Below are 25,567 nucleotides of genomic sequence, written 5' to 3' on the forward strand. Positions count from 1 at the left end.
CTCCCGGCAGCCCGAAGGGATGTGCCCGCTACCCGGTCGCCGCCGCATCGGATGCCTCGGCGCGCTGCAGAGCGCCGAGCTCGGCGACGGGGATGTGGCACCGAAGCTGGTAGCCGGGTTCTGCCTCGACGAGCGGAGGCTCCGTCACGTCGCATGTCCCCGGGATGAACCGATGGCACCTGGTGTGGAACACACACCCGGACGGCGGGTTCGACGGGCTCGGGATCTCTCCGGTGAGTCTGATCCTCACTCGCGTCTCCCCCTCGACGGAAGGGGCGGCAGACAGCAGCGCCTCCGTATACGGGTGATGCGGTCCTCCGAACACGCGCTCGCCGGTCCCGACTTCCATGAGCCTGCCGAGGTACATGACGGCGACCCGATCTGCGAGGTACCGCACGACGCTGAGATCGTGCGAGATGAACAGGTAGGCGACCCCCTCTTCGGCCTGGAGATCGGCGAGCAGGTTGATGATCGCCGCCTGCACCGAGACGTCGAGCGCCGACGTCGGCTCGTCACAGACGACGAGCTTCGGCGAGCCGGCGAACGCCCTGGCAACGGCGACGCGTTGCTTGAGGCCGCCGGAGAGATGCCTCGGCTTGGACGACAGGTGCTGCTCACCCATCCTCACCTCGGTGATCAGCCGCCTGGTTCGCGCCGCGACCTCTTTCCTGCCCAGGTCGAGGAGCCGCTCCACTGCCCGGCTCACGATCCTGCGGACGCTGTGGCGGCGATTGAGGGCGCTGTCCGGGTCCTGGAACACCATTTGAATCGCCCTCACCTGCTCGACGGCACGATCCGTGACGCGCTCCCCGAGCGCCTCCCCGCCCAACTCGACGACAGAGCCCTCATCCGGGGAGTGGATGCCGAGGATGAGCCTTGCGAGCGTGCTCTTCCCCGAACCGGACTCGCCGACGAGCCCAACCGTCTCGCCCGAACGTATCGACAGATCGACGTCGGCCAAGGCGAACACGGGATGCCCGTCCTGCTGGAACGTCTTCGAGGCGCCCTTGATCTCGAGCAGGAGAGCCTCGTCCGTCCTTCGGGCCGCCGGGTCGGGGGCGACCGTCCGTGGCATTCCTTGTGACTGTTCGGGAAAGTGGCACAGCGACTGGCGATCACCTTCGAGGATCTGACGGGGTGGTGGGACGGTATGGCAGATGTCCTGGGCGATCCCGCATCGGTCGGCGTAGACGCAGCCGGCGATGTCGGCGCCGAGCGGCGGGAGGAAGCCGGGGATCGTGTCCAGCTTCGCCCGGGCGCGGCTGGTCTGGCCGGTCGGCAGGCACCGCAGCAGCCCGACCGTGTACGGGTGCATCGGGTTGGTGAACACGTCCTCGGCCTTGCCCTCGGCGACGAGACGCCCGGCGTAGAGCACGCCGACCCTGTCGCACATCTGCCTGATCACCGCCAGGCTGTGGCTGATGAAGAGCACAGACGTGCCCATCTCCTCGCGTAGCCCCGAGACGAGGTCGAGCACCTCGGCTTCTACGGTGGCGTCGAGGCCCGTCGTCGGCTCATCCAGGACGAGAAGGTCCGGCTCGGAGGCGATCGCCATGGCGATGACGACCCGCTGCAGCATCCCGCCCGAGAGTTGGTGCGGGTAGCGGCGCACGACACGCCCCGGATCGGCGATCTTGACCCTCTGGAGAACGTCGATGACTCGGCCGTCGATCTCGTCGCCGGGTACCCCCATGAGCTCGAACACGTCTGCGACCTGGCGGCCGACCCTGATCGAAGGGTTCAATGCCGTCGCCGGGTTCTGGTACACCATCGATAGGCGGCGGACTCTCAGCTCGCGGAGCTCGCGGCTCGACAGCGTCGTGATGTCGCGCCCATCGAGCTTGATTGCGCCCCCGCTGACACGGCCGTTGCGAGGCAGGTAGCGCATGATCGCCATGGCGATGGTCGTCTTGCCGCACCCCGACTCACCGACGAGCCCAAACGACTCGCCGCGCGGGATCACGAAGTTGACGTCGAGCACGGCCGTCTTCCACCTCGTGCCCATCCGGTAGTCGATCGACAGGTTCTCGACCTCGAGCGCGTGGTCCGTTGCCATCTTCCCCCTACGACTCGAGTGCCTGTGAGATGCCGTCCGCCAGGAGGTTCACCCCGACGACGAGCGACGCGATCGCCAGGGCGGGGAAGAGCACGGGCCACCACACATCACCTGTGAGATAGCCGTAGTGCTGCGAGATCGCCAGTCCCCAGTCCGGGACGGAGGGCTCGACGCCGAAGCCGAGAAACGACAGTGCCAGCACCGTGAATATGGCATACCCGAGCCGCACCGTGAACTCGACTGTGATGACGCTGCTGACGTTCGGCAGTATCTCGACGAACAAGGTGTAGAAGACGTTCTCGCGCCGCAGTCGGGCGGCCGTCACATAGTCGAGCTGACGTTCGGCGAGCACCGCGGCCCGCACCGTCTTGGCGATGAGCGGCATGAAGACGAGCCCGATGACGATGATGACACCGAACGTGGTCGGCCCGAGCGCCGCCAGGGCAAGCATGCCCGTGATGACGAGCGGGATCGACAAGAAGGCGTCCAGGATCCTGCCGACGATGTCATCGACGATTCCTCCGAAGTAGCCGACGACGAGCCCGACGGCCGTGCCGAGCACGGTGCCGAGCACGGTGGCCGAGAGCGACACCGTGAGCACCTGCCTCGATCCGGCCAAGACCCTCGAGAGCACGTCCCTGCCCAACTCGTCGGTGCCGAACCAGTTCGCCGCCGATGGTGGCTGGAGGCGATTCAGGACGTCCTGGGGCGTCCCCAGCGGATCGAACGGGGCGACGCTCGAGCCGAAGACGGCGAAGAAGATCCACATGACCGTTATGGTCCCCCCGACCCAGAACGTCGCCGAGCCCCGCAGCACCTTCCACTGTTCCGACCTCGGCACCGTCTGAGTCGTCATGCTTCCCCTCCGAGGCGGATGCGGGGGTTGAGCCACGAATACGCCAGGTCGGCGAGCAGCATCGCCACTTGGAAAGCGGTCGCCACGACGAGGACCCCACCGGCGAGCAGCGGGAAGTCGGCCTTCTGGGCGGCGTCGAACAGCAGCCGTCCGATGCCCTGGTAGTTGAACAGCACCTCGACGACGACAAGGCCGCCGATGAGGTAGCCGATCTGCGAGGCGATGACCGCGATCGTCGGCAGCAAGGCGTTACGCAGCACCTCGCGCCGGATCACCTGGCGGCGGGGTAGCCCTTTGAGGATCGCGGTTCGGGTGTAGTCGGCGTCGAGTGCTTCGACGACGCCTGCTCTCGTGATCTTGGCGATGTACCCGAACAGCACGAGGACGAGCGGTATTGCCGGGAGGATGAGGTAGCGCAGCTGCGTCAGGAGCCCCGATCCTGGCGGGGCCGCCGCCGTCCCGGGTAGCCAGCCGAGCCAGATCGCGAACACGAGGATCAACACGATTCCCGAGACGAACTCCGGGATCACCGTGGCGGACAGACCACCGACCGTGATGATCCTGTCGGTGAGCTGGCCGCGCCGCAGGGCCGCCATCACGCCACCGAGGATCGAGATCGGCACCACGATCACGAAGGCCACGGAAGCCAGCTTCGCCGAGTTGACGAGGGCCCTCCCGAGCAGCTCCGACACCGGTCGCGACAGGCTGACCGACGTGCCGAGGTCGCCGGTGACGGCGTTGGAGATCCACGACCAGTACTGCACGTACAGGGGCTGGTCGGTGCCGAGCCGGGCGGCGAGCGCGTCGATCGCCTCCTGCGTGGCGAACGGACCGAGGATTCGACGCGCCACGTCACCTGGAAGCATCTGGGTCCCCGCGAAGACGAGGAGGCTGATCAGGACCAGCGTGATCAGAGCCAGGCCGATTCGACGAACGACGTACCTCGGCATCAGGCGGAGGCAAGCCGGGTCTCGAGCTCCGCTCGAAACCCGGGCCGCCCGGCGTCGGTGGGATCAGCCAGTGAACCCCGCGTTCGTGATGTCATAGTGGCCCATCCCCGTGACCTGGAGCCCTTGGAAGTTGGGCACGGTCACCGAGATGAAGTCGATGAAGTACGGCACGATGAACGGCACTTCGTCCCACAGCATCGCCTGGATCTGGCCGGCCAGCTGACGCTGGACGTCCAGATCGGGAGCCGCGGTGAAATCGGCGAACAGCTGGTCGTAGTCGCTGTTCACCCAATGCGACGCGTTCCACTGCCCATCGCTCAGGAGCGGCGCCCCCATGTACACATTGGGAACCCCTCGATGGCCGTAGTTCACGATGCCCATCGACTGCACGCCACCGGGTGTGCACGGGCCCTCGTACGGGAAGCTGCACCAGTAGTCCTGGTAGTACGTTCCGCTGTCGTAGACCCCCACCGTGAGGTCCACGTTGAGCTGAGCCGCCGACGCCTGGACGAGCTGGGCGAGGTCCTCCATCTCGGCGAACTGGAGGGTGTCCAGTGCGGCGCTGAACCCTCCGCCCACACCAGCCGCCTCCAGCAGCGACTGCGCCGTGGCGAGGTCGGCTTCTCTCTGCGTGACCGCCGCAGGGTCGAACATCGGGAAGACCTCCCAGATGGGATGGTCGTTGCCCACGATGCCGAACCCACCGAGCAGGCCCTGGACGAGCAGCGGACGGTCGAGCATGAGTGCCATCGCCTGCCGTACCCGCTTGTCACCGAACGGCGGTTGGCTCGCATCCATGTAGATCTGGCGATGCTGAGCTGTCGGCACGCTTTGGGTGGTGGCGCCGCCCGACTCGAGGGTCTCCGCGTTCGAGAAGCTGACCCGGTAGAGCACGTCGAGGAGCCCACCCTGGAACTGGGTGATCATGGCGGACTCGTCCCCGAAGAAGGCCACTTCCATGCGATCGGGCTGGTTCGAGTTGTCACCCCAGTAGTTCGGGTTCTTGGTGTACACCGCTGAGACCCCGGGCTCGTAGCTCTCGTTCAGCCATGGGCCGGTCCCGATGAAACTCTGCTCGTAGGTACCCGCGTCGTACGTCTCCCAGAACGATGCCGGGAGGATGACCGCGTTGTAGTTGTCGGAGCTGACGAAGAACGGGAAAGCACCGTTTGGCCTGGCAAGCGTGAACTGGACCGTGCGATCGTCCACGACCACTGCCGCGTTCTCGGCCTCCACCCCGTACGTCTCGTAGGCCGAGCCGGCATTCCCGGTGCCGATGGGACCGTTGAACGTGGCAGCGACGTCGGCCGCCGTGAGCGGCGTGCCGTCGTGGAATGTCACCCCTTCACGGAGCGTGAACGTCCACACGTCGAGCGTGTCGTTGGACTCCCAGCTCTCGGCGAGGACGGGAACCACGTTGAGCTCGGAGTCGGAGAACGTCAGGTACTGGGCCGTCTGGCCCAGCAGCGAGAGGCCCGCTTCGTCGTTGATGAGCACCGGGTCGATACCGACAGCAGGTCCCGGGGCCACTCCGATGCGCACCGTTGCGGGACCCGCGGGCGGCGCCGTGGTTGGTGCCGCCGTGGTGCCCGGCGCCCCCGTGGTTCCGGGCGCCCCCGTCGTTCCGGGCGCCCCCGTGGTTCCGGGAGCAACGGTGGTGGTTCCTTCTCCGTCGCCTCCGCACGCCGCCGCCAAGAATCCGAGAGCAGGCAGGCTCATGCCGATGATCGTGCCCCGCCGGATGAAGTCCCGCCGGCTGATCTTGCCGGCGGAGTACTCGTCGATGATGTGATTCTCGATGTGGCTCGAACGCCGACGGATCGCGTCGACCCGCCTCTGCTTGTCGTTCATTGGGGGACTGCCTTCCCGGCCCACCGTCGGGGCCTGCTCGTCCACGATAGAACCGCGTCCCTGAAGGCTGCAACGGACAGGCTCTCGTTGGAAGCACCCCGACCCCATCCCGGCGGTCGCCCCGGTCCCTGACACGCCGCCAGCCGAGAGGGTGCCCGAGCATCCCGCCAGGGACCGAGCCGAGGGTTGCCCTGCGAGCCGTCTCCACTACGCGCTCGGTCAGAGGCCGAACTCGTCGGCGTACACGAGGCGCTGTTCCCAGACGGGGGGCGGAGCAGCGAGGCCGATGGCGCCCAGGTCCGCCGGATCACCGGGGAGCCGCTCCCATTCCTCGACGGTCACCCGCCAGTTGGCGATGTGTCCGGGGCGCCGCAGGCCGATGTTGCGAGGCGACTCGAGCGTGCCGACCCAGGCTGCCTGGGCGATGTCCGGCAGCCCCGAGCCGGCGTCCCGCCCGGTCCCACGAACCTCGAGCTGGGCCACGTCCACCGTCTCCCATCCGAGATCGGTGGGGATCTCCCGGTCACGCCGCTGCAACCTGGCGAACACCAGCCTGTTGGCGGTGATCGACTCGGCATACGCTTCGAGCGGTCCTCCTTGCACGAAGGTGCGAATGCCGACCGGTCCGCTCACCACCACCCGGACGTGGCGAACGTCCGTGCGGCTCACGCTCGTGGTGCGCTCGGCCGGGAGCTGCACGTAATCGCACAGCACCTGGGGCGAGAGGTGAAGCTCGCCGATGCTGTCCGGCTGGTAGCGGGCAACCGCCAGCCGCACGAACGGCCAGAAGGCGTTGCCGGGATCGATGGCCACGTCGACGTACCAGAGCTTTCGGGTGGCGTTGTACTTCGGCTGGTAGCCCAGCACCGTGACGGTCGAGCCGTCCGGGAGCCTCCGCATCGTCGGGGGGGTCTCGGGCCGGGCGTCCCCCGGCCGGTCGTCGAGCCCCGAGGCGTGCAGCAGGTTGTCGAGCTCCAACGACATCGCCCTCTTCTCGACCGGCGCCGAAACCCAGACAGGATCGGCGCCCCATTGGCTGACCTTGCCGTCGACGTTCCCGTCGTCCCCGAACGGCGCGATCAGCACGCCGAGCAACTCGCCCTCGCCCGACGAGTACCACGGCCGCTCCAGATAGATGCGCGCCCCCGCCCTCCGGCTCCTCCGCACCGCGACCGGCTGCTCCGGTTCGGTGCCCTCGTCCCATCGGAAGAGGGGGACGACGGAGTGGACGACCGGGGCGGCGGGCCGTGCCGAGCTCGGGATGGATCTCGTGATCTCGGGCCCGACGACGCTCTGGCCGTCGTCGTCCGGCAGGCCTTCGACGGGGTCCGACGGCTGCAGCTCGGAGGCGTCGAAGTACTCCCGGAAGCGGGTCGCCGCCCGAAAGCGATAGCCGATGGTGTGGTGCCTGGTGTCGCCGATCGGGTGGATCGCCCGGTGCGCCCAGACGGAGCCGAAGCCCTCGACGTCGACTTCGGTGTCGGGTAGCGGCCCCCACAGGACGGAGAGGTCCTCGGCTTGGCGAACCGACGTCGTGAACGCCACGGCTCGCACCGACACGGTCGACGGGCCGTCGCTGGCCAAGTCGTCGATCGGGTCGGACCACCTCGCCTCCGCCGTGAGCTGCTCGGTGCTCGGACCGTGGACGTCGACCGCACCCCAGAACCAGGCGTCCGTCGAGCCTTCCCCTCCTCGCACGACGGCGAGCTCTGTCGGACGCGGAGCCTCGAGAGGGCGAGGCACGGCATGCACCAGCGTCACCTCGTCGAAGGGGGTCAGTGCCCACAGCCAGCCGTCCACGGCCGCCTCGACGACGTCCTCGTTGTCGCGTAGGACGGGCGGCAGGATGCGCCACAGTCCGAACCGCTCCAGGTCGTCCCTGGCGAGGGACGAGGCAAGACGGAACCTCTGGACGTCTCCCGGAGGAAGCAGGAGGCGCAGGGTCGTGCCTCGCAGACGCCCGTCGAGGATGTCTCCGCCCCCGAGGACGAGCCGGAACGGGCGGCGCCCCGGCCACCGCCCCCGGTAGCGGGCGGTGAAGCCCTCGACACCGAAGGGGAACACGATGAAGCGGTCGCCGCCCGCCTCGGGAAACACGACGGAGATCCCTCGGGCGGCAACGTCGGGGAGATATGGAACCACGGGCTCGTCGACGTCGTGGACGACGTATTGGCCCGGAGCCGGGGCCTCGCCCGGTGCCAACGGAAGGGCCTGGAGCGCCGAAGCGGGCACACCTGGGTCGTGTTCGAGCGCAATGCTCTCTTGCGGCTCGAGCACGTTCGGGTCGTCGAGGCGAGGGACGGCGACGTCGAACCACGTCCCCGCCTCGCGCACGGCAACTGCCAGCATGGCGTCGTGACGTGCCTGGCTCGTCGAGCCGATCGCCCTGTCGAACGCTCCGAACAACTCCGCCTCGGACTGGCTCGTCTTGGGTGGTGCCAGGTGGCGTTGCGACGTGGGCCGGTAGCCGAGCACCGAGCCTGCCGCGTAGTCGTCGGGAGGCGTGACCGTGATCGCCAGGGTGTCTCTGTCCTGCTCGACCCCGGAACGGATGACGAGATGGCGCAGTGACTCACCAGCCGTGAATCGACGCCGCGCAACGACCGCCGGCGGCTGAACCGGATCCCACCGGAGGAACGGCCGCAGGGCGGTGACGATGTCGGCGAGCTCGCCCATCGGAGGACCGTCCGGGGTGGCGATGAGGCGGGCGAGGGTGGCGGCGTCCCGGACGGCAGTCGTGACGAGGAACGGCTGCGAGTCGTCGAGGGCGACGTCCCCGAAGGCGCGACCAACGATGTCGGCACGGTCGACCGGCCGCCTCCCGGAGCGGTCCGGCCGCCGCGAGCGGAGTCTCCCGAGTACATCTTCCGGGATGTTCCCGGCGTCCCGGGCGTCGAACAAGCGCGCCCGGGTGGTCGCCGGCTCTTGACGTCTTCGCATCACCGCGGCGGCCGTCTCGGCCCGCAGCATGGCTGCCAGCCGGCTCGTCGGGCCGGCCGGGGCGGCCGGGCCGGCCGCCGCGGCCGACTCGGCCTCCGGCCCTGCAGGAGACGCCCCCAGAGGCCGGGTCCTGCTGTTGCCTGCCAGGTCGACCCCCCAGGCCCGAAAGGCGTACGAGCGGCCGTAGCGCAGTCTCGGGAGTGAGCCGGGCTCGACCTTGTTCTCCACGACGATGGGGGTCACATGGTCGGGATCGACGTTCGGGTCCTCGACCACCTCGTCGCCGTTCACGTGCCGGACTCGCTTGCCCGGGCGGGGTGCAGCCAGGCTCCAACCGTCCCAGCCGAAGAGCGCCTCGTGGACGTGCACCGGCCCGTCTTCGACGCCCGCAGACTCGGTCGCGGTCGTGCCTTGGATGAAGCCCTCTTCCGGGAGGTCGTCGGCGACGGTGCCGTGGCCGTCGACCTCGACGTCGATTCGTCTGGCGTGCAGGCTGAACCACCCGCCGGCGGTGTCGTCGAAGACGTCGACACGCATGCCCTGGGTCACGTCCTCCGTCGTGAGCTCCGGAGTCTTCCCCTGATCGAGCTCCTCGAGGAGGCCCTCCTGTCTCGCCAGGCGGTCCTGGGTCGCCATCCCCTTCTGGTCGCGCACCACGGTGAAGCCGATCGAGCGCAACGCCGTCGGTGCAGCGTGGACGGCGTCGCCGTTGTCCTCCACGTGCAGCAGACGCGGGAACGACCAGAGGTAGCGATCGAGCTTCAGGGCGGTGCCGTCCGGGTCCATGTCGAGCACGTCGAAGCGGTCGGCGTCCCCGAGCCGCAATGCCCCGTCGTGCCAGGCTTCGGTGCTCGGGACCGTGACGAGGTGGTCGCCGGCCGTGGCACACAGCACGCGCCCGGTCCGGCAGGCTGCGGTATCACCGTTGACGACGATCGACCCGGTGAGCCATTGGCTCGAGCCGAGCCGGGCCGGATCACGGACGACCAGATCGACGACCAATCCCAGGCGCCGCTGCAAGGTCGGGTGGTCCGCCGCCAGGCTGCAGCGCTCGTGGAAGTCCGGGGCAGGGCGCGGCAGCTCGTCGGCAACGGCGCCCTCCACCGGCCGCCGCTCGTAGGCCCTCGCCGACTCGGGCCGCTCGTAGAAGCGCCTGGCTCGATGGAGCTCCAGCGTGAACTGCGAGAACGGGTCCTGCTGTGACGCGATCCGCTTCTCGATCTCGGCCAGGCTCATGCCCGGCTCGCCGGTCGAACCGCTCTCTCCGAGCTGGGCGTCGAGGCTGCGTGTCATCGTGGCCTCGCTCCACTGCACGTCGTCGAACCCCCCGGAGAGGCGGCGCATCAGCGGCCCGAGCGGGTGCATGCTCGGCGCAGGAGGCGAAGTCGGCGAAGCGAATATCGCCGCCACGTGCAGGAGCTTCCCTGCGTCGTGGACCGTCCTCGCCCTGAACGTCCGCCAATGCCGATCGGACCACGCCGGGCCGCTCGGAGCGCGCACCGGCGTCGCAGGCGGGAAGGCGGCGTCCCAAGTGTCCGGCTCGATCGGATCGAGGATCGGGTCGGCTTCGACGGTGCCGGCTTGGTCGGCGAGCTCGAAGGCGGCGCCGTCGAGCAGCCCAGCCGCCCAGTGCGGGAACAGCGTGAAGGCCTTGAGGGGTCCCTCTCCCCCGTCGGGCGTGAGGGCAGGCGCCACGAACAGCGACACGTGGAAATCGTCGCCGGGGGCTCGCGAGTGCGGGAGGGCGAGCACGGTGTAGATCTCGGTTGCCATGGTCACGCTCCAGCGAATGCGAGGCAGTACTCGGACCAGGCGGGCGACGAGCCGTCCGCCTCGAGGCCCATCACGTCGACGAAGTCGGGGTCGCCGTTCGAGCCGGCGAATCGGCGCTCGGTACGGATCGTCACGGACATCGAGAACATGAACACCTCGACCTTGACGGTCAGCGAGGCGCTGCCGACCATCTTCCCGGTCGCGAAGTCGTAGAGCAGCTCCAGGTACAGCTCGATGGACGCCGAGATGAGGCCGAGCACGTCGACCTCGCCGCGCAGCCGGAAGTACCCGGCGAGAGAACCGCCGTCGCCTTCGAGGCGCATGTAGATGCCGAGCATCGCCGACACGGACCCGGAGGCGACACCGAAGTCGACGGAAAGCACCGCCCCTGCCTCGAGGCCGACCTCGAGCAGGTCGAGCCCGTCGGGGGAGAGACGGAGCATGCACCATCCGCCGCCACCGATGAACAGCACTGCCAGGGTGAAGGGGCGCTCCCTCGTGCAGAAGTTGAAACCGACAGTGACGGCCTCTCCGAGGAACGGCACCCTGACGTCCGCCCCGAGCGAGATGTTCGACAGGTTGAACACCCCGACGGCGACGCTCGGGAGTGCCAAGGTGAACCCGGCCGTGATGCCCTCGGCCGACACGTCGAGGTACGGCGGGTCGGAGAACCCGTCGAACGGGATGAGGTCCTTGAGCCTCTCGATGAAGCCGAGGATCCCGAGGAACTCGATGTCCTGGAGGACGACGTCGACCTCCGGCTTGCCGCTCGACCCGGCGTGGAACGAGATGTGGTCGAAACGGAAGCGGACGAGCGGCTCGTCGGGGAGCAGCAGGAGCTCGAAGTCGCGCAGCTCCGCCAGCACGTCGACCTTCATCCCGTCGTTGCCCGCCGCCCTGCCCTCGACGGCGAGCACGAAGCTGTCCTTCTCCAACTGGAGGATGGGCGTGGCGTTGCTCGGCCACGACTTCATCTCCGGCTTCCACTCGAAGCGGTACGTCGCCTGGATCCCGCTGGTGGCGAACCCCTTGACGAATGCCAGAACGTCCTCGAACAGGTCGACTGCGGTTGCCAGCTCATCCAGGACGGCCGCCATCGAGAGGAGTTGCTGGCGGACGAGGGGTGGGAGGAGCGGGGCAACGGTCTTGATCTGTGCCGCCGCGGCCGACAAGTCGGTGGTCGGCTGATCGAGAGCGTCGATCACGTCGGCGATCTCGCTCGACGCCGTGAGCGACTCGATGGCGGCGATCACCGCCCCGGCCGCTCCGGACCCCGGAGGGTTGCCGGCGACGAGCTGCTGGAGGGCCTCTACCTGGGCGCGGGCTTGCTCTGCCGCATCGACCAGCTCCTGGCCGACCCCGTCCACGACCTTCGCCTGAGCCCGCTCCACCTCGGCGATCGCCTCGTCCACGGCGTCCTGGACGACCTGCTCGAGGCGCTCGAGGTCGAGCATGAAGGACTCGATCCTGTCGAGCGCCTCGGAGACGACCGAGGGGGCGCCGTCGAGACCGACGGCCTCGAGGATGTCGGTGAGCTCGACGATGCCGAACAGCTTCGGGAGGGCGATGCTCGCCAGGATGTCGGTTGGATCGAAGGCGCCCAGCGCCGCCTGAACGGGATCGCCGATGACACCCTTGACCCGCGACAAGCCGCCGATCTTGAGGTTCGGCTGGATGAACCCGCCGGCCTTGTCGGACCCGGCCCCGTTGCCGCCGAACGCCAGCTCCTTGCCGGCGTCCTTCACCTCGGCCCACACCTCGCCGACGTTGCCTCCTCCGAACCCGGTGAAGGCGTCCGGGTACTTGATCGTCACGGGACCGACCGCCGAGAGTTGCTGGACGGCAGGCAGTTCGACGACGGCGTCGACGAGCTTCGGGTTGGAGCCGTGGTTCCTGGCGGCGCCTCCGAGCTGGATCTGGTTCGTCGGGACGGTCGTGTCTCCGCTCTTCGTCGGCTCGGCGTATGCGACGTCCTGTCCACTGGCGGCGACGAATCGAGCCGGGTCCGTCGCGTAGGTCCCGTCGATGTCGGCGTAGTCGTGGTACGAGTCGGACACCCACATGAGCTGGGCGCGCAGCCGCACCTTGCGTCCTTCCCAGTCGGTGCAGTGGAGCACGAAGTGGAAGCGCTGGTTGGCGACCATCGGGAAGAAGTGCTTGTTCTGCCCCGCTCCGGGATCGGGGAACAGGGTCGGTGTGACCAGCGGGGCCAGCCGCACCTCGCGGAACGGGAACCGGGTGTCGTCGAACCGCACGACCGGCTCGTTCACGATGAGGAACTTCTTCTGGTAGAGCGCCGCCAGCGACGGGGCGGCCTTCTTCATCTTGCGCTCGGTGAGCTTGACGAGCGTCGCCTTCGGGCCCACCGGGTACAGGTAACCCGGGTAGGTGACCCTGACGTACTGGTCGCGGCCCATCGGGGCGATGTGATCCCAGGAGAGGATGGCCGCCATCGCCGAGCTCGGGTCACCCTCCTCCCACGACGTGTACGGGTCTGTGTCCCACAGGCCGTGGACATCGAGCCAGGCGCCGAGGCTCGACACGTACAGGGAGTTGACGTCGACGGGCTCCGGCGAGATGGGGCTGTTCTTGGAGTCGAGCCATGTCTCGGCGCTCTGCCTCACGAGGATGTGCCTGTCGTCGGGGTCGAGCGACATCCGGAACGGGAAGTTGGCGTGGACCGCGTCGCGGCGTTGCTCCCAGTCCGGCATCGCCTCGCGGTCCCTCGCCCAGATCGCTCGAATGATGCGCTGCCCGGCGGCACCCTCGTCGACGGCGCCGGTGGCGCCGTCCTCTCGCACTCCGAGCCGGCTGTGCCACAGCTCGACGCGGTGCGGCGAGTCGGGGTCGCGGACCGGACCGGTCGAGTGTGCCCATCCTCCCTGCTCGCTCGGCGAGATCTGGAGGCGGAACGGCGCCTCGATGGCCGTCTCCAGGGGCTCGGGCGGCCTGCTGAGGGTCGGCCTTCGCCTCACTCGCGGTGGCAGGTGAGGGCCGACGAACACGTGGTCCCTGCCGAGCTGCGGCGGCGCCTCGTCGCCCGCCGAGGCGTAGATGCCGGCGGTGGTGGCCAGGATCTCGTTGACTCGACGGAGGTCACGCCTCGCTCGCATCATCCCGGCGACGCCGGACGGGGTGATCGGAGTCCCACGGGCTGGCGTGATGACGAGACCCGACCGGCTCAGCACCGCTTCGAACCCTCCCGGAACGGCGAGTCGGGGGACGGACATCGGCAGCGAAGCCCGAGTCGCCCGCGGGGTGGCGAGCGGGTGTACCACCATGGGGAGCCTGCCCATGGCGGCGAGCACGTCGGCGACGGTGAAGGGGATCTCGTCGCCTTCCGGGAGGGCGAACACGAGCCGGGAGCGCTTGGCGGGGATGGCGAGCTCCGGCTGCGAGGGAGCCGTGTCGTTGGGCTCGGGAGGTTGGGGGGCGTCCGGGATGGCGCCGCCGGGGGAATCGGAGCGGTCGGGAGGAGCGGTCTCCCCCGCCTCCACGTCGTAGACGGCCCGCTCGCCGAGGTGCTGGTAGGCCAGCTCGAAGACGAGACGGGCACCGTCGCCGGTCGGCCGGATCGCCGGGCTGTCCCCAGTGACGAGCTCGACGCCGTATCCCGAGACCGTGAAGGCGGCGAGGTCCTCGGCCCTGGCGATGTCGACGACGAGATCGGGGACCGGATCGGGCGGCGTCATCGGCCCGAAGACGTGACGCCATGCTGCGCCGAAACGCAGATCGTCTACGCGACCGCGGCGGCGGTCGACCATGGGTCCTCCCATGCTCCCGCCGCACGCACAGCCATGGCCACCGGCGGTGGCCCGTGTCCAGTTCTAGCGAATCGAGATGCCCCGTGGGGAGGTTTCTCCGACGACCGCCGAAGCTCAGCCTCGGAACCGTGCGATGACGGCGAGAAGCACGGTGAGCCCGATGCTCGTCAGGATCATCGACGTGACCGGGATGTAGACCCGCGTCGTGTCACGTTCGATGCGGATGTCGCCCGGGAGCCGTCCGAACCACGAGACGAGCCACGGGGCGAACCTGAGCACCACACCGGCGGCAACGACGACGATCCCGATGGCGACGAGCGTGTTCCCGAGCCGCATAGCAATGAATCATGCATGCCGGCCCGGCGCGCCGCGCCGTGGCGAGGTCACACTTTGAGGCGCTCGTTCCCCGGGTCGTACAGGGGACCGGCGACCACCGTCCCGGCGAACCGCCTGCCCGTGTACTGAACCGTCAGCCGGGTGCCCGGCTCGGCGTGGCTCGGGCCGACGAAGGCGTGGGCGATGAAGGCCCCCACCGTGTACCCGTACTCGCCTCCCGCCACCCTGCCGACCACCTCGTCGTCGTCGAGGACCGGCTCCCATCCGTACATGAGCGCTTCCGGTTCGTCGAAGCGAAGGGTCACGAGTTGTGAGGCGAGGCCCGCCTGGCGGGCGTCGATCGCCGCCTGCCTCCCGACGAAGTCCTTGTCCGGTGCGAGGGTCCATCCCATCCCGGCCTCGAACGGGTTGATCTCGGGAGTCAGGTCCGATCCGGTCAGGCGATAGCCCTTCTCGATCCGCAGCGAGAACACAGAGGCGATGCCGACGGGGGTCATGTCGACGTGGCGACCCGCCTCCCAGAGCGTGTCCCACAGGTGGAGGCCGAAGCCGACGGGGGCGTAGATCTCCCAGCCGAGCTCGCCGACGTACGAGATGCGCATGGCGATCGCCGGCGCCATGCCGACCCCGATCGGCCTCGCCGAGTACCAGGGGAAGGCGTCGCTGTCGAGGTCGGCGGTCGTCACACGCTCCAGGACCTGGCGTGCCCGCGGGCCCCACAGCCCCACCGCGACGTGCTCTTCGGTACGGTCGACGATCGTCACTGATCCGTCCGGCGGCGCCAGCGAACGGTAGTAGGCCAGCTCGGCCGGGAGGTTGCTCCGGCCGGTGAGCAACCAGAAACGGTCCTCGGAGAGCCGGGTGATCGTCACGTCGCGCCTCACCGTGCCACGAGGCGTCAAGACGAGGGTGTAGACCATCGACCCGACCGGCCTGTCGACGTCGTTGGTGCACAGGTATTGGAGATAGCCGAGGGCCCCGGGTCCGGAGACTTCGACGGGTCCGATGGCGGCCGACCAGTCCACGAGCCCGACGTTGTCACGGATGGCGAGGTGCTCAGCACCAATCAGCGGGCTCCACGCGGTGGCGTCGTACCCGGAGCGGGGCGGGATCCGGCCTTCGTAGCGGGCTACCAGGGGCTCGTTGCCGCGGTAGAGCCACGGGGTCTCGATTCCCGCCAGGGGAACGAGCTCGGCGCCGAGCGCTTCGAGCCGAGCGTGATAGGGCGACAGGCGCAGGTTGCGGACGTCGGAGGCCACCTGGTTCGGGTGGAGGATGTCGAAACCGATCTCGTAGAAGTACTTGCTCTGTCTGCTGAGGAAGGTGTGGTTCGACTGGTGGGCGTGGAATCGGTTCACGTCGGCAGGGGTGACATCGAAGCCGGGGTCGCCTTCGGTCATCCACCTCGCCATCACCCGCCCCACCTCCGAGGCGAACGACAGCCACGCCCCGACGGCGGTCCACAGCCCGGCGACGAGTGCCGACTCGCCCATGATCGGGTAGTGGTCGGCGGTGAAGGCGAACATCCCGTTGAAGCCGCGCGAGATCGTCGCTCCGGCGAGAGACGGCATGTGGTACTGCATCAGACGCCACGCCTCGGCGAAGTCGTCGGGCGTGAATGGACGCTCGGACGACTCCCCGAGGTCGGAAGGCTCGACGAGGCGAGCCGGATGGTGATAGCTGCCGATGCCGAGGTGGTCGTGGTATTGGCGGAAGTACACAGAGATGTCGTCCATGGCGACGATCGGCATGGTGTTCTCCACGTGCATGCGGTCGGCGAGCGCCGCGATCGAGTCGGTGAAGGCGAACTGGTGCTCGCCCGGGAACAGCGGCATCGGGACGCCGAGCTTGCCGGCCAGGATCGGTGCCCAGATGTTCGAGCAGAGGACGACGCGTTCGCACTCGATGCGCGGCATCTCCGGGTTGCCGGTGAGGACGCCGGTGACCCTGGCGCTCTCCGCCAGGATCTCCGTGACCTCGGTATCGCGGTACCACCTCGCCCTCCCCGTCGCCTCGGCGACGCGCCGCATCGCCGTGGCGATCCGAGACGTGTTCACGGTGCCTGCGCTCGGCACCAGCATGCCGCCGACGATCGTCGCCGGGTCGATCAACGGAACGTGCCCGCAGACCTCGTCCGGCGTCAGCAGCTCGGCCGCCTCGCCCAGCGCCATCCCCCGCTCCTGGATCCGTAGGTAGCTCTCGAGCCGCTCCTGGGTCGACGCCACCTGCATGAGCCCGGTCCTGAAGAACTGCTCCTCGCCGTCGACGGCGAGGGGCAAGGCGTCGTACACCCGGCGCGAGGCGGCTCCGAGCTTCGTGAAGAACGGCGAGATCGTCAGGGTCCGCAGCCCACCGGGGGCGTGCGAGGTGGAGCCGTCGTTGTGGTCGAGGTCGCCCTTGTCGAGGACGACGACACCGTCGACACCACTGTCCGCCAGGTGAAAGGCGACGCTCGTGCCGACGACGCCGGCGCCGATGACTACGGTGTCGGCTTGCATGATGTCACCCCACAGTCCTCGGGGCCGACACTGTACGGCGTCGACGCCATCGTTCGGATCGCCCGACTTTCTTGACCGGCCGGGGGGCCCTCGGTATCGTATATTGTGTACGAAAGCCGTTTTCGTCGTGCTATAAGGCCGCGGTTCCCCCTGCCCGGGCTTTGCGGGAGTGGAGCCGGGAGGAGGAGCTCTTGTGTCGATGATCACACGTGCAACGACCCGACCGAGATCACCCGGGAGGGCACGAAGGCGGGGTCTGGCGCTGCTGCTGGCAGTCGGCCTCGTGTTCGCAGCCTGCGGGGGCGATGGTGATTCCACGACCACGGCTGCGCCCGGTGGCGACACGACGGCTGCGCCGGGCGAGGAGATGACGCTCACCGTGTGGGCCTCTCGCGAGTACTACGTCCCGCCAGACCAGTTCGCCAGTTTCACGGCCGAGCACCCGAACGTGACGGTCGAGTTCCAGATCCAGTCGAACGACGACATGCTCCAGCAGCTGTTGCGGATGCGCGACGCAGGTCAGCAGCTTCCGGACGTGCTCGGCGCCGAGGATGCGTTCCTCATCGAGGCATTCGTCGACGCCGGCCTGATCGAATCCCACGACGAGATCGCGGCCGACTGGCAGGCCGAGGACCCGGAGCAGTACGACCTGCTCCTGCCGCTCGCCTGGGACGAGACGAGTCTCGACGGCGTCAAATACGGGTTGTCGGTCACGGCCAACTTCGATGTCCTCTACTACAACAGCCCTTGGTTCGAGGAGGCTGGCCTGACGCCTCCGTTCGAGACCCTCGACGACGTCCTGGAGGCGATGCGGGCCCTGAAGGCGGCACGACCGGACGGAATCCCGCTGACGGTCCAGGCACAAGCCGGTGAGGGAGTCACGACGCTCAAGACGATGCTCAGCGCGGCGGGCGCACCCTTCGAGGGTGCCGTGCCCGATCTGACGTCTGATGCAGGCGTGTACGTCCTCGACTGGTTCATCCAGGCCTCCAACGAGGGTCTGCTTCCCGAGGAGGCGATCGCCTGGGGTGAGGACCTGTCGAGGGCTGCCTTCGTGTCGGGAGATGCCGGGCTGATCCTCGACGGCTTCACCACCGCCGGCGACTTCAACGAGGCTCCGGACTTCGACTACCCCGACCAGTGGAACATCACGCAAGTGCCGACGGCGACCGGGACCGGCTCCGAGGGTGAGGCCATCTCGTCTGCGAGGACCTGGGCGGTCCTTGCAGGTTCGGAACACCCGGACGAGGCGGCGCTCATCCTCAGGTACATCTCGGAGACCGAGAATTTGGTCGCCGCGGTGTTCGAGGGTTCGGTGCCGATGCGCCAGACCGAGGCGATCAACGATCCGTCGCTCGCCGAGTACTGGCCGTTCTTCACCGAGGAGCTCAAGCAGGTGTACCTCGACAGCGCTCCGGTGCCGGCCGGGCCCAACGCAGGCTCGGTCGAGGAGATCCTCGAGCAGCTGTTCGGCGAGATCGTCGTCGGAACCGACATGACCGGTGCGGAGCTCGCAGCCAAGTACCAGCCGCAGCTCGACGAAGCCTGAGGCGACTTGGCGCGCAGTTTCGACGAGCACCGACTGTGACCGGGTGCACCCGCGACGCCATTCGAGGGGTCGCGGGTGCACTCGCGTTGCGATTCGTGACCGGTCGCGCTAGATGACCGGCCGCCTCTCTGCCCCGACGCGCAAGGAGCGCAGGGCCGCCGCCGAGAGCGCCCGCGACACGGCGATGATCGGCCACAGCAAGGCGACGCCGTATCTCTTCAGCCTCCCGGCGATCATCGGGGTGGCCGCCATCCTCGGCTTCCCGGTGCTCTACGGCATCTGGGAGAGCTTCTACCGGCCGGACAGCCTCGGTGCGCCGAAGGAGTACGTCGGGTTCGACAACTACGTCGAGATGGTGCGTTCCCCCGACTTCTGGCACTCACTCAACCGCACCGCTGTCTTCGTCTTCGGCAGCCTCATCGTCGGCACCGCCCTCGGGCTGTTCTTCGCATTCGCCCTGTTCCGGGTGGTCGGCAAGCTGCGATTCCTGCGGGCGGTCACTGTGGCGCCGTACATCATCTCGAACGTCGCCGCCGTCGTCATGTTTCGCATCCTCTTCAACACCCAGTTCGGATTGATCAACCGCACGATCGAGTTCTTCGGTCTCGATGGCCTCGGGTGGCTCTCCGATCCCGGTCTGGCGATGGTCGTCGTCGTCCTGGCGCAGGTGTGGACCGACCTGCCGCTCACGATCCTCATCCTCCTCGGCGGCTTGATGACCGTCGACAGGTCCCTGCTGGACGCAGCCTTGGTGGACGGGGCGAGCGGCTGGAAGCGCGCTCGATTCCTCACCATCCCCCTCCTGACGCCCCAGCTCGTGATCAGCACCGTTTGGCTGAGCTACTCGACGCTCACGGGACTCGGAGTCGTGCTCGCCATGACCGGGGGCGGTCCGTTGAAGGCGACCCAGACGCTGGCGATGGAGATGTACACCGTGGCGTTCCGCAGGCTCCAGTTCAATCAGGCGCTGGCGATCGCGACGTTCATCCTGCTGCTCAACGCGGTGCTCACGCTCGTATACGTGCGTGTCGCCAGGAAGTACGAATACGAATGACGTCGGAGTACAGGCCCGAGGACGAGGCGCCGCTGGCCGCCGAGACGGCGGCGGCTGCCGAGGCGGTGATCGGGCCGCCCCCCGCCGGCCGCCCCGCCATGACGCTGCGACGCGGGCTGCGCCAAGCCCTCCTGATCTTGCCGCTCGTCCTGCTCGTCGTGTGGACCGTGATGCCCTTCATCGTCACGCTCTCGGTGTCGTTCAAGCACCGCGCCCAGGTCTTCGCCGACCCTTCGATCATCCCCGACCTTCCGACGCTCACCGCCTACAAGGAGGTGCTGGGCAGCGAGAGCTTCACGACCTCGTTCGTCAACAGCGTGGTCGTCGGGGCAGGTACGACCGCGCTGACACTCATCGTCGGGGTGCCGGCTGCATACGCCTTCGCCAGGTTCCGGTTCCGGGGAAGGCACTTTCTCCTGCTCTTCGCACTGCTGCCCCGCCTCGTCCCGAGCCTCGGCCTGATGGTCCCGATCTACCGGCTGGCGGTGGCGGCGGGTCTCCTGGACAAACGGATCACGCTGATCATCGTCTACACCGGGATGCTCCTGCCCCTCGCGGTGTGGCTGATGCTCGGCTTCTTCCAGCAGATACCGAAGTCGATCGAGGAGGCGGCCAGCGTCGACGGCGCCACCCTATGGGGGAGGCTGCGGTACATCGTCGCGCCGCTGGCGGCCCCCGCGATGATCACGGTCGGGGTGCTCGCCTTCCGGGAGGCTTGGAACGAGTTCACGCTGGTGCTGGTGCTGACCACGTCACCGGGCAACAGGACGCTCCCGTACGAGCTCTACCAGATGCAGGGCATCGAGGGACTGGCGAACTTCCCGGGAGAGGCTGCCTTCGCAATGTTGACCGTCGTACCGTTCGTGCTCGTCTACTCGAGGGTCGAGCGGTACGTGGTCGCCGGGCTCGTGACCGGTTCCGGGAAGTGACCCGGTCTCGAGGCAACCCGTGACCAAGGCCGTCGTGCCCGAGTATCTGCCTGCCGAGCAGTTGGCGCGCCTATCCGGCGCATTCGAGGTGGTCTACGACCCGGACCTCCATGCCGACCGCGCCGCCCTCCTCGCCGAGCTCGCCGGGGCCGAGGCGGTGTTGATCCGGAACCGGACCCGCATCGACTCGGAGCTGCTGGCGTCGGCGGCACGCCTGCGGATCGTCGGACGCCTCGGCGTGGGGCTCGACAACATCGACCTGACGGCGTGCTCGAAGGCCGGCGTCGCCGTCATCCCGGCGATCGGCGTCAACGCCGTCTCGGTCGCCGAGTACGTGATGGGCGCCATGCTCGTCCTGGTTCGGGGCGTCTTCTCGATGACCGCCGCGATGGTGGCGGGCGAGTGGCCCCGCCAGGGACACGCCTTCGGCCGGGAGCTGCGCGGCAAGACACTCGGCCTCGTCGGATTCGGTGCGATCGCCCGGCACGTCGCCGAGCGGGCCGCCGCCTTCGAGATGAGGGTGATGGCCTTCGACCCCGGCGTCCCGGCCGGTGATCCGGCGTGGCGATCTGCCGAGCGGGTGGATCTCGACCAACTCGTCGCCGACGCCGACGTCATCAGCCTCCACACTCCGCTCACGGATGAGACGAGGAACCTCATCGGCCCGTCCATGATCGAGAAGATGAGACCAGGCACCGTCCTGATCAACACCGCGCGCGGCGGCATCGTCGACGAAGACGCCCTGGCGAGAGCCCTCAGGGATCGGAGGCTCGGCGGGGCGGCGATCGACGTGTTCGCATCGGAGCCGCTGCGGGGCGAAGACGCCGCCAGGTTCGCCGGGATCGACAACCTCATCCTGTCACCGCACCTCGCAGGCAACTCGCACGAGGCCGTGGACGAAGTGGCCGACATGATCGTCGACGCGGTGATCGGCGCCCTGCAGCCATGAGCCTCGCCGCCGCCCCTCCACCGTCGACGATGGAACCGGCCGAGGGGAGACGCCCATGACCGATGTCGAGCGCTTCCGGCTGGAGAACGTGTCGACCCGTCCGGGAACCGCCGTCGACGTGGTCAGGGACGTCCTGCGGGTCGCCATCCTGCGCGGGGATCTGCCCGGCGGCACCCGGCTCGTGCAGACGGAGATCGCAAACCGGCTCGGCGTGAGCACGACTCCGGTGCGTGAGGCGATGCGCGACCTCGCCGCCGAAGGTCTCGTGATGATGGACAGCCACCGAATCGGGACGGTCAGGACACCCGACTGGGACGAGATGGTCGAGATCGTCGAGATCCGGCATGCGTTGGAGCATGTCGCCCTCGCTCGGGCCATCGAGAACATCGCCGAGGACGAGATGGAGGCCGCCAGGGCCCTCGCAGACGAGCTCGCCGTGGAGGAGGACCTGGGGACCTGGATGCACAAGAACATCCAGTTTCACTCCATCCTCCACTCGGCGACGAGGACGAGACGGCTGGGTGGGATCCTGGCGTCGCTCGAGGAGGCCGGGGGCGTGTTCGTTGCGCAGTCGCAGGTCCTCAACCCCGAGATCCGGAGTCGCGCCGTCGCCGAGCACTTCGAGATCCTCGAAGCGGTGGCCGAACGCGACCTCGAGCGTGCGGTCGAGATCATGCGAGGCCACGTCAAGCTCTCGATCGAGGTCTCGGACGCCCAGGCGGGGACGGTTCGCTGAGCACGACCGACCGAGCCTCTCCGGGCGTCACCAGACGTCGGCGAAGTCCTCCCTCGTGGCCGCCATCCCCGCGGTGACCAGCTTCACGTCGTTCGTCGCCGAGACGAGCGTGCATCCCTTGGCGACCATCAGGGAGGCGTAGGCGGCGTTCGGGGTCACCGCCCCCCAACGCTTCCCGTTCGAGCTGCACGCCGCAGAGACCATGTCGACCGCGGCCAGGCACTTCTCGTGGGTGAAGTCGCCGAGCACGCCGAGCGCCTGGCTGAGGTCGGATGGGCCGACGAACAGGAAATCGACCCCGTCGATCGCCGCGATGGCGTCGACCTCCTCCACCGCTCCCATCGTCTCGATCTGGATGCCGACGAGCGTCTCGTCGTTTGACCGACTCGCGAACTGGGCCATCGGGAGTGATCCGTAGGCGCCGTCGTGGCCGAGCGGGTTGAGCCCACGCCGTCCCCTGGGGGCGAACTTCGCCCACTGGACGAACTCCTCGGCGTGCTCCGCAGACGTGATCTGGGCTGCCATCACCCCGACGGCGCCGCTCTCGAAGCAGCGCGTCACGGTTGCATAGTCCGTGGGAGGCACCCTGACGAAGCTCTGCAGGCCGTGAGCGTCGCCTGCCGCCACGGCGATCTCGACGTCCCTGACGGTCAGGCCGGCGTGCTCAACGTCGATCCAGAACCCGTCGAAGGCACCCGTAATACCGAGGTAGCGGATGACGTTGTGGTGCATCATCCTGCCGACCGAAAAGACGACGAGCCGATCGCCTCGCTGCAGCCGTGCCTTGAGAGTCTCAGACATCTGTCCTCCGATCAGAGAGCGCCTTCGGCAGAATGTATGATGCACTATCGCCCCCCGGCCGCATCCGGCCCCGCGAGAAGGACCTCGAATGCCCACGATCGACATGCATGCCCACGTCACTCCGGAGCGCTACAAGCAGGCGATTCAACGGCGAGGCGAGTGGTACGGGCTCGACGGGCGAGCCGGTGAGTTGAGTCGCGGTGGCTTTGCAAAGTCGATCGATGAGCGGCTCGTCGAGATGGACTCGCTCGGGGTCGACATGCAGCTCGTGACCCCGACGGTCGGCTTCTACCAGTACGACAGAGATGCGGAGGCCGCTGCGCGGATCCACAGGGAGTGCAACGACGAGATCGCCGAGATCGTCGAACGGCACCCGACCCGTTTCGCGGGCTTGGCGATCGTGCCGATGCAGGACCCTGCGAGAGCGATCGCCGAGATGGAGCGAGTCGTCGTAGACATGGGCTTTCGCGGAGTCGTGCTCAGCGACCACGTCGGCCCGAGGACGTACGACGAGCGGGAGTTCCTGCCGTTCTTCAAAGCCGCCGAGGAGCTCGGAGCCATCCTCTTCTTCCACCAGGGTGCCGACACGTGCATCGACTTCAGGATCACCCGCTACAAGCTCGGCAACGCGGTCGGCAACCTCACCGAACGGACACTCGTGTACGCCACGCTCGTGTTCGGCGGAGTCATGGACAGCTGCCCCGACCTGAAGCCGCTGCTCGCCCACGGCGGCGGGTACGTTCCATACGGGATCGCTCGCATGGACAAGGTCGCCGGTGCCCTCGAGGGCGCCACGGGCCGAGCACTGCAGCCGCCGTTCGCCGAAGACGACGGCTTCCGCCAGGTCCTGCCGCCGAGTGACTACCTGGGCCGGTTCTTCTACGACTGCTGCACGTACAGCGGGCCGGTTCTTCGCTTCCTCATCGACACGGTCGGGATCGATCGAGTGGTGCTCGGCACCGATTACCCGGCGCCGATGTTCCTGCGCGACCCCGTGAGGTGGGTGCGGGGCTTGCCGGAGCTCACCGAAGCCGAGAAGGGCGCCATCCTCACCGACAATCCGATGACGCTGCTCGGTGTGACCTCGTGAGTCGCCGGCTCGGGTGGGGCATCGTCGGGCTCGGCAACATCGCCCGCGGCACGATCGCCCCGATCCTCGCCACCGAACCGGACTGCGCCATCGCCGCAGTCACCAGCCGCGACCAAGGAAGGGCGGACGCCTTCGCCGCCGAGTTCAGTGCCCAGGGCGCATACACCGACTATGCGGAGATGCTGGGGGACCCGTCGGTCGAGGCGGTGTTCATCGCAACTCCGAACGCCTTGCACGCCGAACAGGTGGTCGCCGCCGCCCGGGCCGGCAAGCACGTCCTGTGCGACAAGCCGCTCGCCATCGACGTCGCCGACGCGGCACGGGCCGTCGAAGCGTGCGACGCCGCCGGGGTCCTGCTCGGGGTCAACTTCCACAATCGTTTCCTCCCCTGGGTGCGCGACGTGAGCCGCATCGTCGCCGACGGCGCCATCGGCGACGTCCTCACCGTGCACGTCGAGGTGGGAGGTGGTGCCAAGCGATACGACAACTGGAGAGCCGACCCTCGCATGGCCGGGCTCGGTACCGTCCACAACGTCGGCGTGCATGCGCTCGACTTCCTGCGCATGCTTCTCGACTCAGAGCCGGTCGAGGTGAGCGCCATGTTCGACGAAGCCCCCGGCGGTGGAGCGGTCGAGATGCTCGCACTGATCGTCCTGCGCTTTGCCAACGGCGCCCTGGTGTACTGCAACGCCAACGAGCGGCACCCCTATGCGCGCAACGACATCACGATCCACGGAACGGCGGGTCGCATCACGGGCACCGGTGTCACCCGTTCCCGCTCGAGCGGCGACCTGACGGTGCTCACGGATCGAGGCGAGACGGTCACGCGTTATCCGGCGACCGAGGCCCATCGATCGTCAGTCGCCGCCTTCACCGCCTCCGTCATGCGGGGCCGGAGCCCGGCCCCATCAGGGGTCGACGGCCTCAGGAGCGCCGAGTTGTGCGAAGCGGTGCGGCGGTCGGCGGTCGAGCGCCGCACCGTCGAAATTCGGCATACGTCCCACGGGCACGCTGCTCGAATCGGCGAGGTGCGGTGACGAACGGCACGGAGCCGCTCGAGTTCGCCACCATCGACCAGGTCGTCGAGGGCGCCCGCAAGGCACTCGAGCCGGCCGTGTACGTCTGGGCGGCGTCGGGGGCGGGGCAGGGTGTCACCGTGTCCCGGAATCGCCTCGCCCTCGATCGACTGGCTCTCGTACCACGAGTCATGCGGGACGTGCAGGCCGTCGATGCGTCATCGTCGTTCGTCGGTGTTCCGCTCGGGCTACCTGTCTTGCTGGCACCGATCGGTGCGCTCGCCCTCTACGAACCGACCGACGCCCTCGCCTCGTGCGCCGCGGCCGCAAGCGTGTCGACCTCCGTCATGTGCTCGGCGTTCACGTCGGTGCCCTGGGAGGACGTGGCCGCCACCGCTCCCGGCCGGCACATGTTCCAG

General features: G+C 68.3%; 17 protein-coding genes. 8 read left to right on the top strand and 9 right to left on the bottom strand.

Features of this window, described 5'->3' with window-relative positions:
- Nucleotides 1-28: 28 nt before the first annotated feature.
- The 8 genes from VGC47_10610 to VGC47_10645 form a co-directional block, all read right to left on the bottom strand.
- Nucleotides 29-2,056 (bottom strand): ABC transporter ATP-binding protein, encoded by a 2,028-nt coding sequence (locus VGC47_10610; GenBank protein ID HEX9855758.1) that lies wholly within the window; start codon nucleotides 2,054-2,056, stop codon nucleotides 29-31.
- 7 nt (nucleotides 2,057-2,063) lie between these two features.
- Nucleotides 2,064-2,912 (bottom strand): ABC transporter permease, encoded by an 849-nt coding sequence (locus VGC47_10615; GenBank protein HEX9855759.1) that lies wholly within the window; start codon nucleotides 2,910-2,912, stop codon nucleotides 2,064-2,066.
- A complete protein-coding gene (locus VGC47_10620) occupies nucleotides 2,909-3,862 on the bottom strand; it encodes an ABC transporter permease (protein HEX9855760.1) in 954 nt (317 codons plus the stop codon). Before VGC47_10620 ends, VGC47_10615 begins: the two co-directional genes overlap by 4 nt.
- 63 nt (nucleotides 3,863-3,925) lie before the next feature.
- Nucleotides 3,926-5,713, bottom strand: a complete 1,788-nt coding sequence (locus VGC47_10625; GenBank protein ID HEX9855761.1) for an ABC transporter substrate-binding protein — start codon at nucleotides 5,711-5,713, stop codon at nucleotides 3,926-3,928.
- A gap of 219 nt (nucleotides 5,714-5,932) precedes the next feature.
- Nucleotides 5,933-10,426: a hypothetical protein gene (locus VGC47_10630; protein HEX9855762.1), complete on the bottom strand. Its 4,494-nt coding sequence runs from the start codon at nucleotides 10,424-10,426 to the stop codon at nucleotides 5,933-5,935.
- Between the two features lie 2 nt (nucleotides 10,427-10,428).
- A complete protein-coding gene (locus VGC47_10635; protein ID HEX9855763.1) occupies nucleotides 10,429-14,190 on the bottom strand; it encodes a hypothetical protein in 3,762 nt (1,253 codons plus the stop codon).
- A gap of 114 nt (nucleotides 14,191-14,304) precedes the next feature.
- Nucleotides 14,305-14,526 carry a DUF2905 domain-containing protein gene (locus VGC47_10640; protein ID HEX9855764.1) on the bottom strand — a complete coding sequence of 74 codons (222 nt, stop codon included), beginning with the start codon at nucleotides 14,524-14,526 and terminating at the stop codon, nucleotides 14,305-14,307.
- Between the two features lie 47 nt (nucleotides 14,527-14,573).
- The gene (locus VGC47_10645; protein ID HEX9855765.1) at nucleotides 14,574-17,024 is read right to left on the bottom strand and encodes an FAD-dependent oxidoreductase; all 2,451 of its coding nucleotides are present in this window, start codon (nucleotides 17,022-17,024) and stop codon (nucleotides 14,574-14,576) included.
- Nucleotides 17,025-17,223: 199 nt separating this feature from the next.
- Here VGC47_10645 and VGC47_10650 point away from each other — a divergent pair, with 199 nt between their 5' ends.
- From VGC47_10650 to VGC47_10670, 5 genes are all read left to right on the top strand, one after another.
- The gene (locus VGC47_10650) at nucleotides 17,224-18,573 is read left to right on the top strand and encodes an extracellular solute-binding protein (GenBank protein HEX9855766.1); all 1,350 of its coding nucleotides are present in this window, start codon (nucleotides 17,224-17,226) and stop codon (nucleotides 18,571-18,573) included.
- A 112-nt stretch (nucleotides 18,574-18,685) separates the two neighbouring features.
- Nucleotides 18,686-19,627, top strand: a complete 942-nt coding sequence (locus tag VGC47_10655) for a sugar ABC transporter permease (protein ID HEX9855767.1) — start codon at nucleotides 18,686-18,688, stop codon at nucleotides 19,625-19,627.
- Nucleotides 19,624-20,556 (top strand): carbohydrate ABC transporter permease, encoded by a 933-nt coding sequence (locus VGC47_10660; GenBank protein ID HEX9855768.1) that lies wholly within the window; start codon nucleotides 19,624-19,626, stop codon nucleotides 20,554-20,556. Before VGC47_10655 ends, VGC47_10660 begins: the two co-directional genes overlap by 4 nt.
- Before the next feature lie 19 nt (nucleotides 20,557-20,575).
- Complete coding sequence (locus VGC47_10665) at nucleotides 20,576-21,505, top strand: hydroxyacid dehydrogenase (protein HEX9855769.1); 930 nt, start codon at nucleotides 20,576-20,578, stop codon at nucleotides 21,503-21,505.
- A gap of 55 nt (nucleotides 21,506-21,560) precedes the next feature.
- Entirely contained in the window at nucleotides 21,561-22,241 is a 681-nt protein-coding gene (locus VGC47_10670) for a GntR family transcriptional regulator (GenBank protein HEX9855770.1), read from the top strand.
- 27 nt (nucleotides 22,242-22,268) lie between these two features.
- Here the strand turns inward: VGC47_10670 and VGC47_10675 are convergent, their stop codons facing one another.
- Nucleotides 22,269-23,042, bottom strand: a complete 774-nt coding sequence (locus VGC47_10675; protein HEX9855771.1) for an aldolase/citrate lyase family protein — start codon at nucleotides 23,040-23,042, stop codon at nucleotides 22,269-22,271.
- Between the two features lie 88 nt (nucleotides 23,043-23,130).
- On the opposite strand from VGC47_10675, the gene VGC47_10680 reads away from it, so the two are divergent.
- The 3 genes from VGC47_10680 to VGC47_10690 all read left to right on the top strand — a co-directional run.
- Nucleotides 23,131-24,132, top strand: a complete 1,002-nt coding sequence (locus VGC47_10680; protein HEX9855772.1) for an amidohydrolase family protein — start codon at nucleotides 23,131-23,133, stop codon at nucleotides 24,130-24,132.
- Entirely contained in the window at nucleotides 24,129-25,169 is a 1,041-nt protein-coding gene (locus VGC47_10685) for a Gfo/Idh/MocA family oxidoreductase (protein HEX9855773.1), read from the top strand. Before VGC47_10680 ends, VGC47_10685 begins: the two co-directional genes overlap by 4 nt.
- On the top strand, nucleotides 25,166-25,567 hold a 402-nt coding region (locus VGC47_10690; protein HEX9855774.1), incomplete at its 3' end, for an alpha-hydroxy-acid oxidizing protein. The genes VGC47_10685 and VGC47_10690, both read left to right, overlap by 4 nt.

The sequence above is a fragment of the Acidimicrobiia bacterium genome (assembly GCA_036396535.1).
Lineage (GTDB): Bacteria > Actinomycetota > Acidimicrobiia > Spongiisociales > UBA5794 > DASWKR01.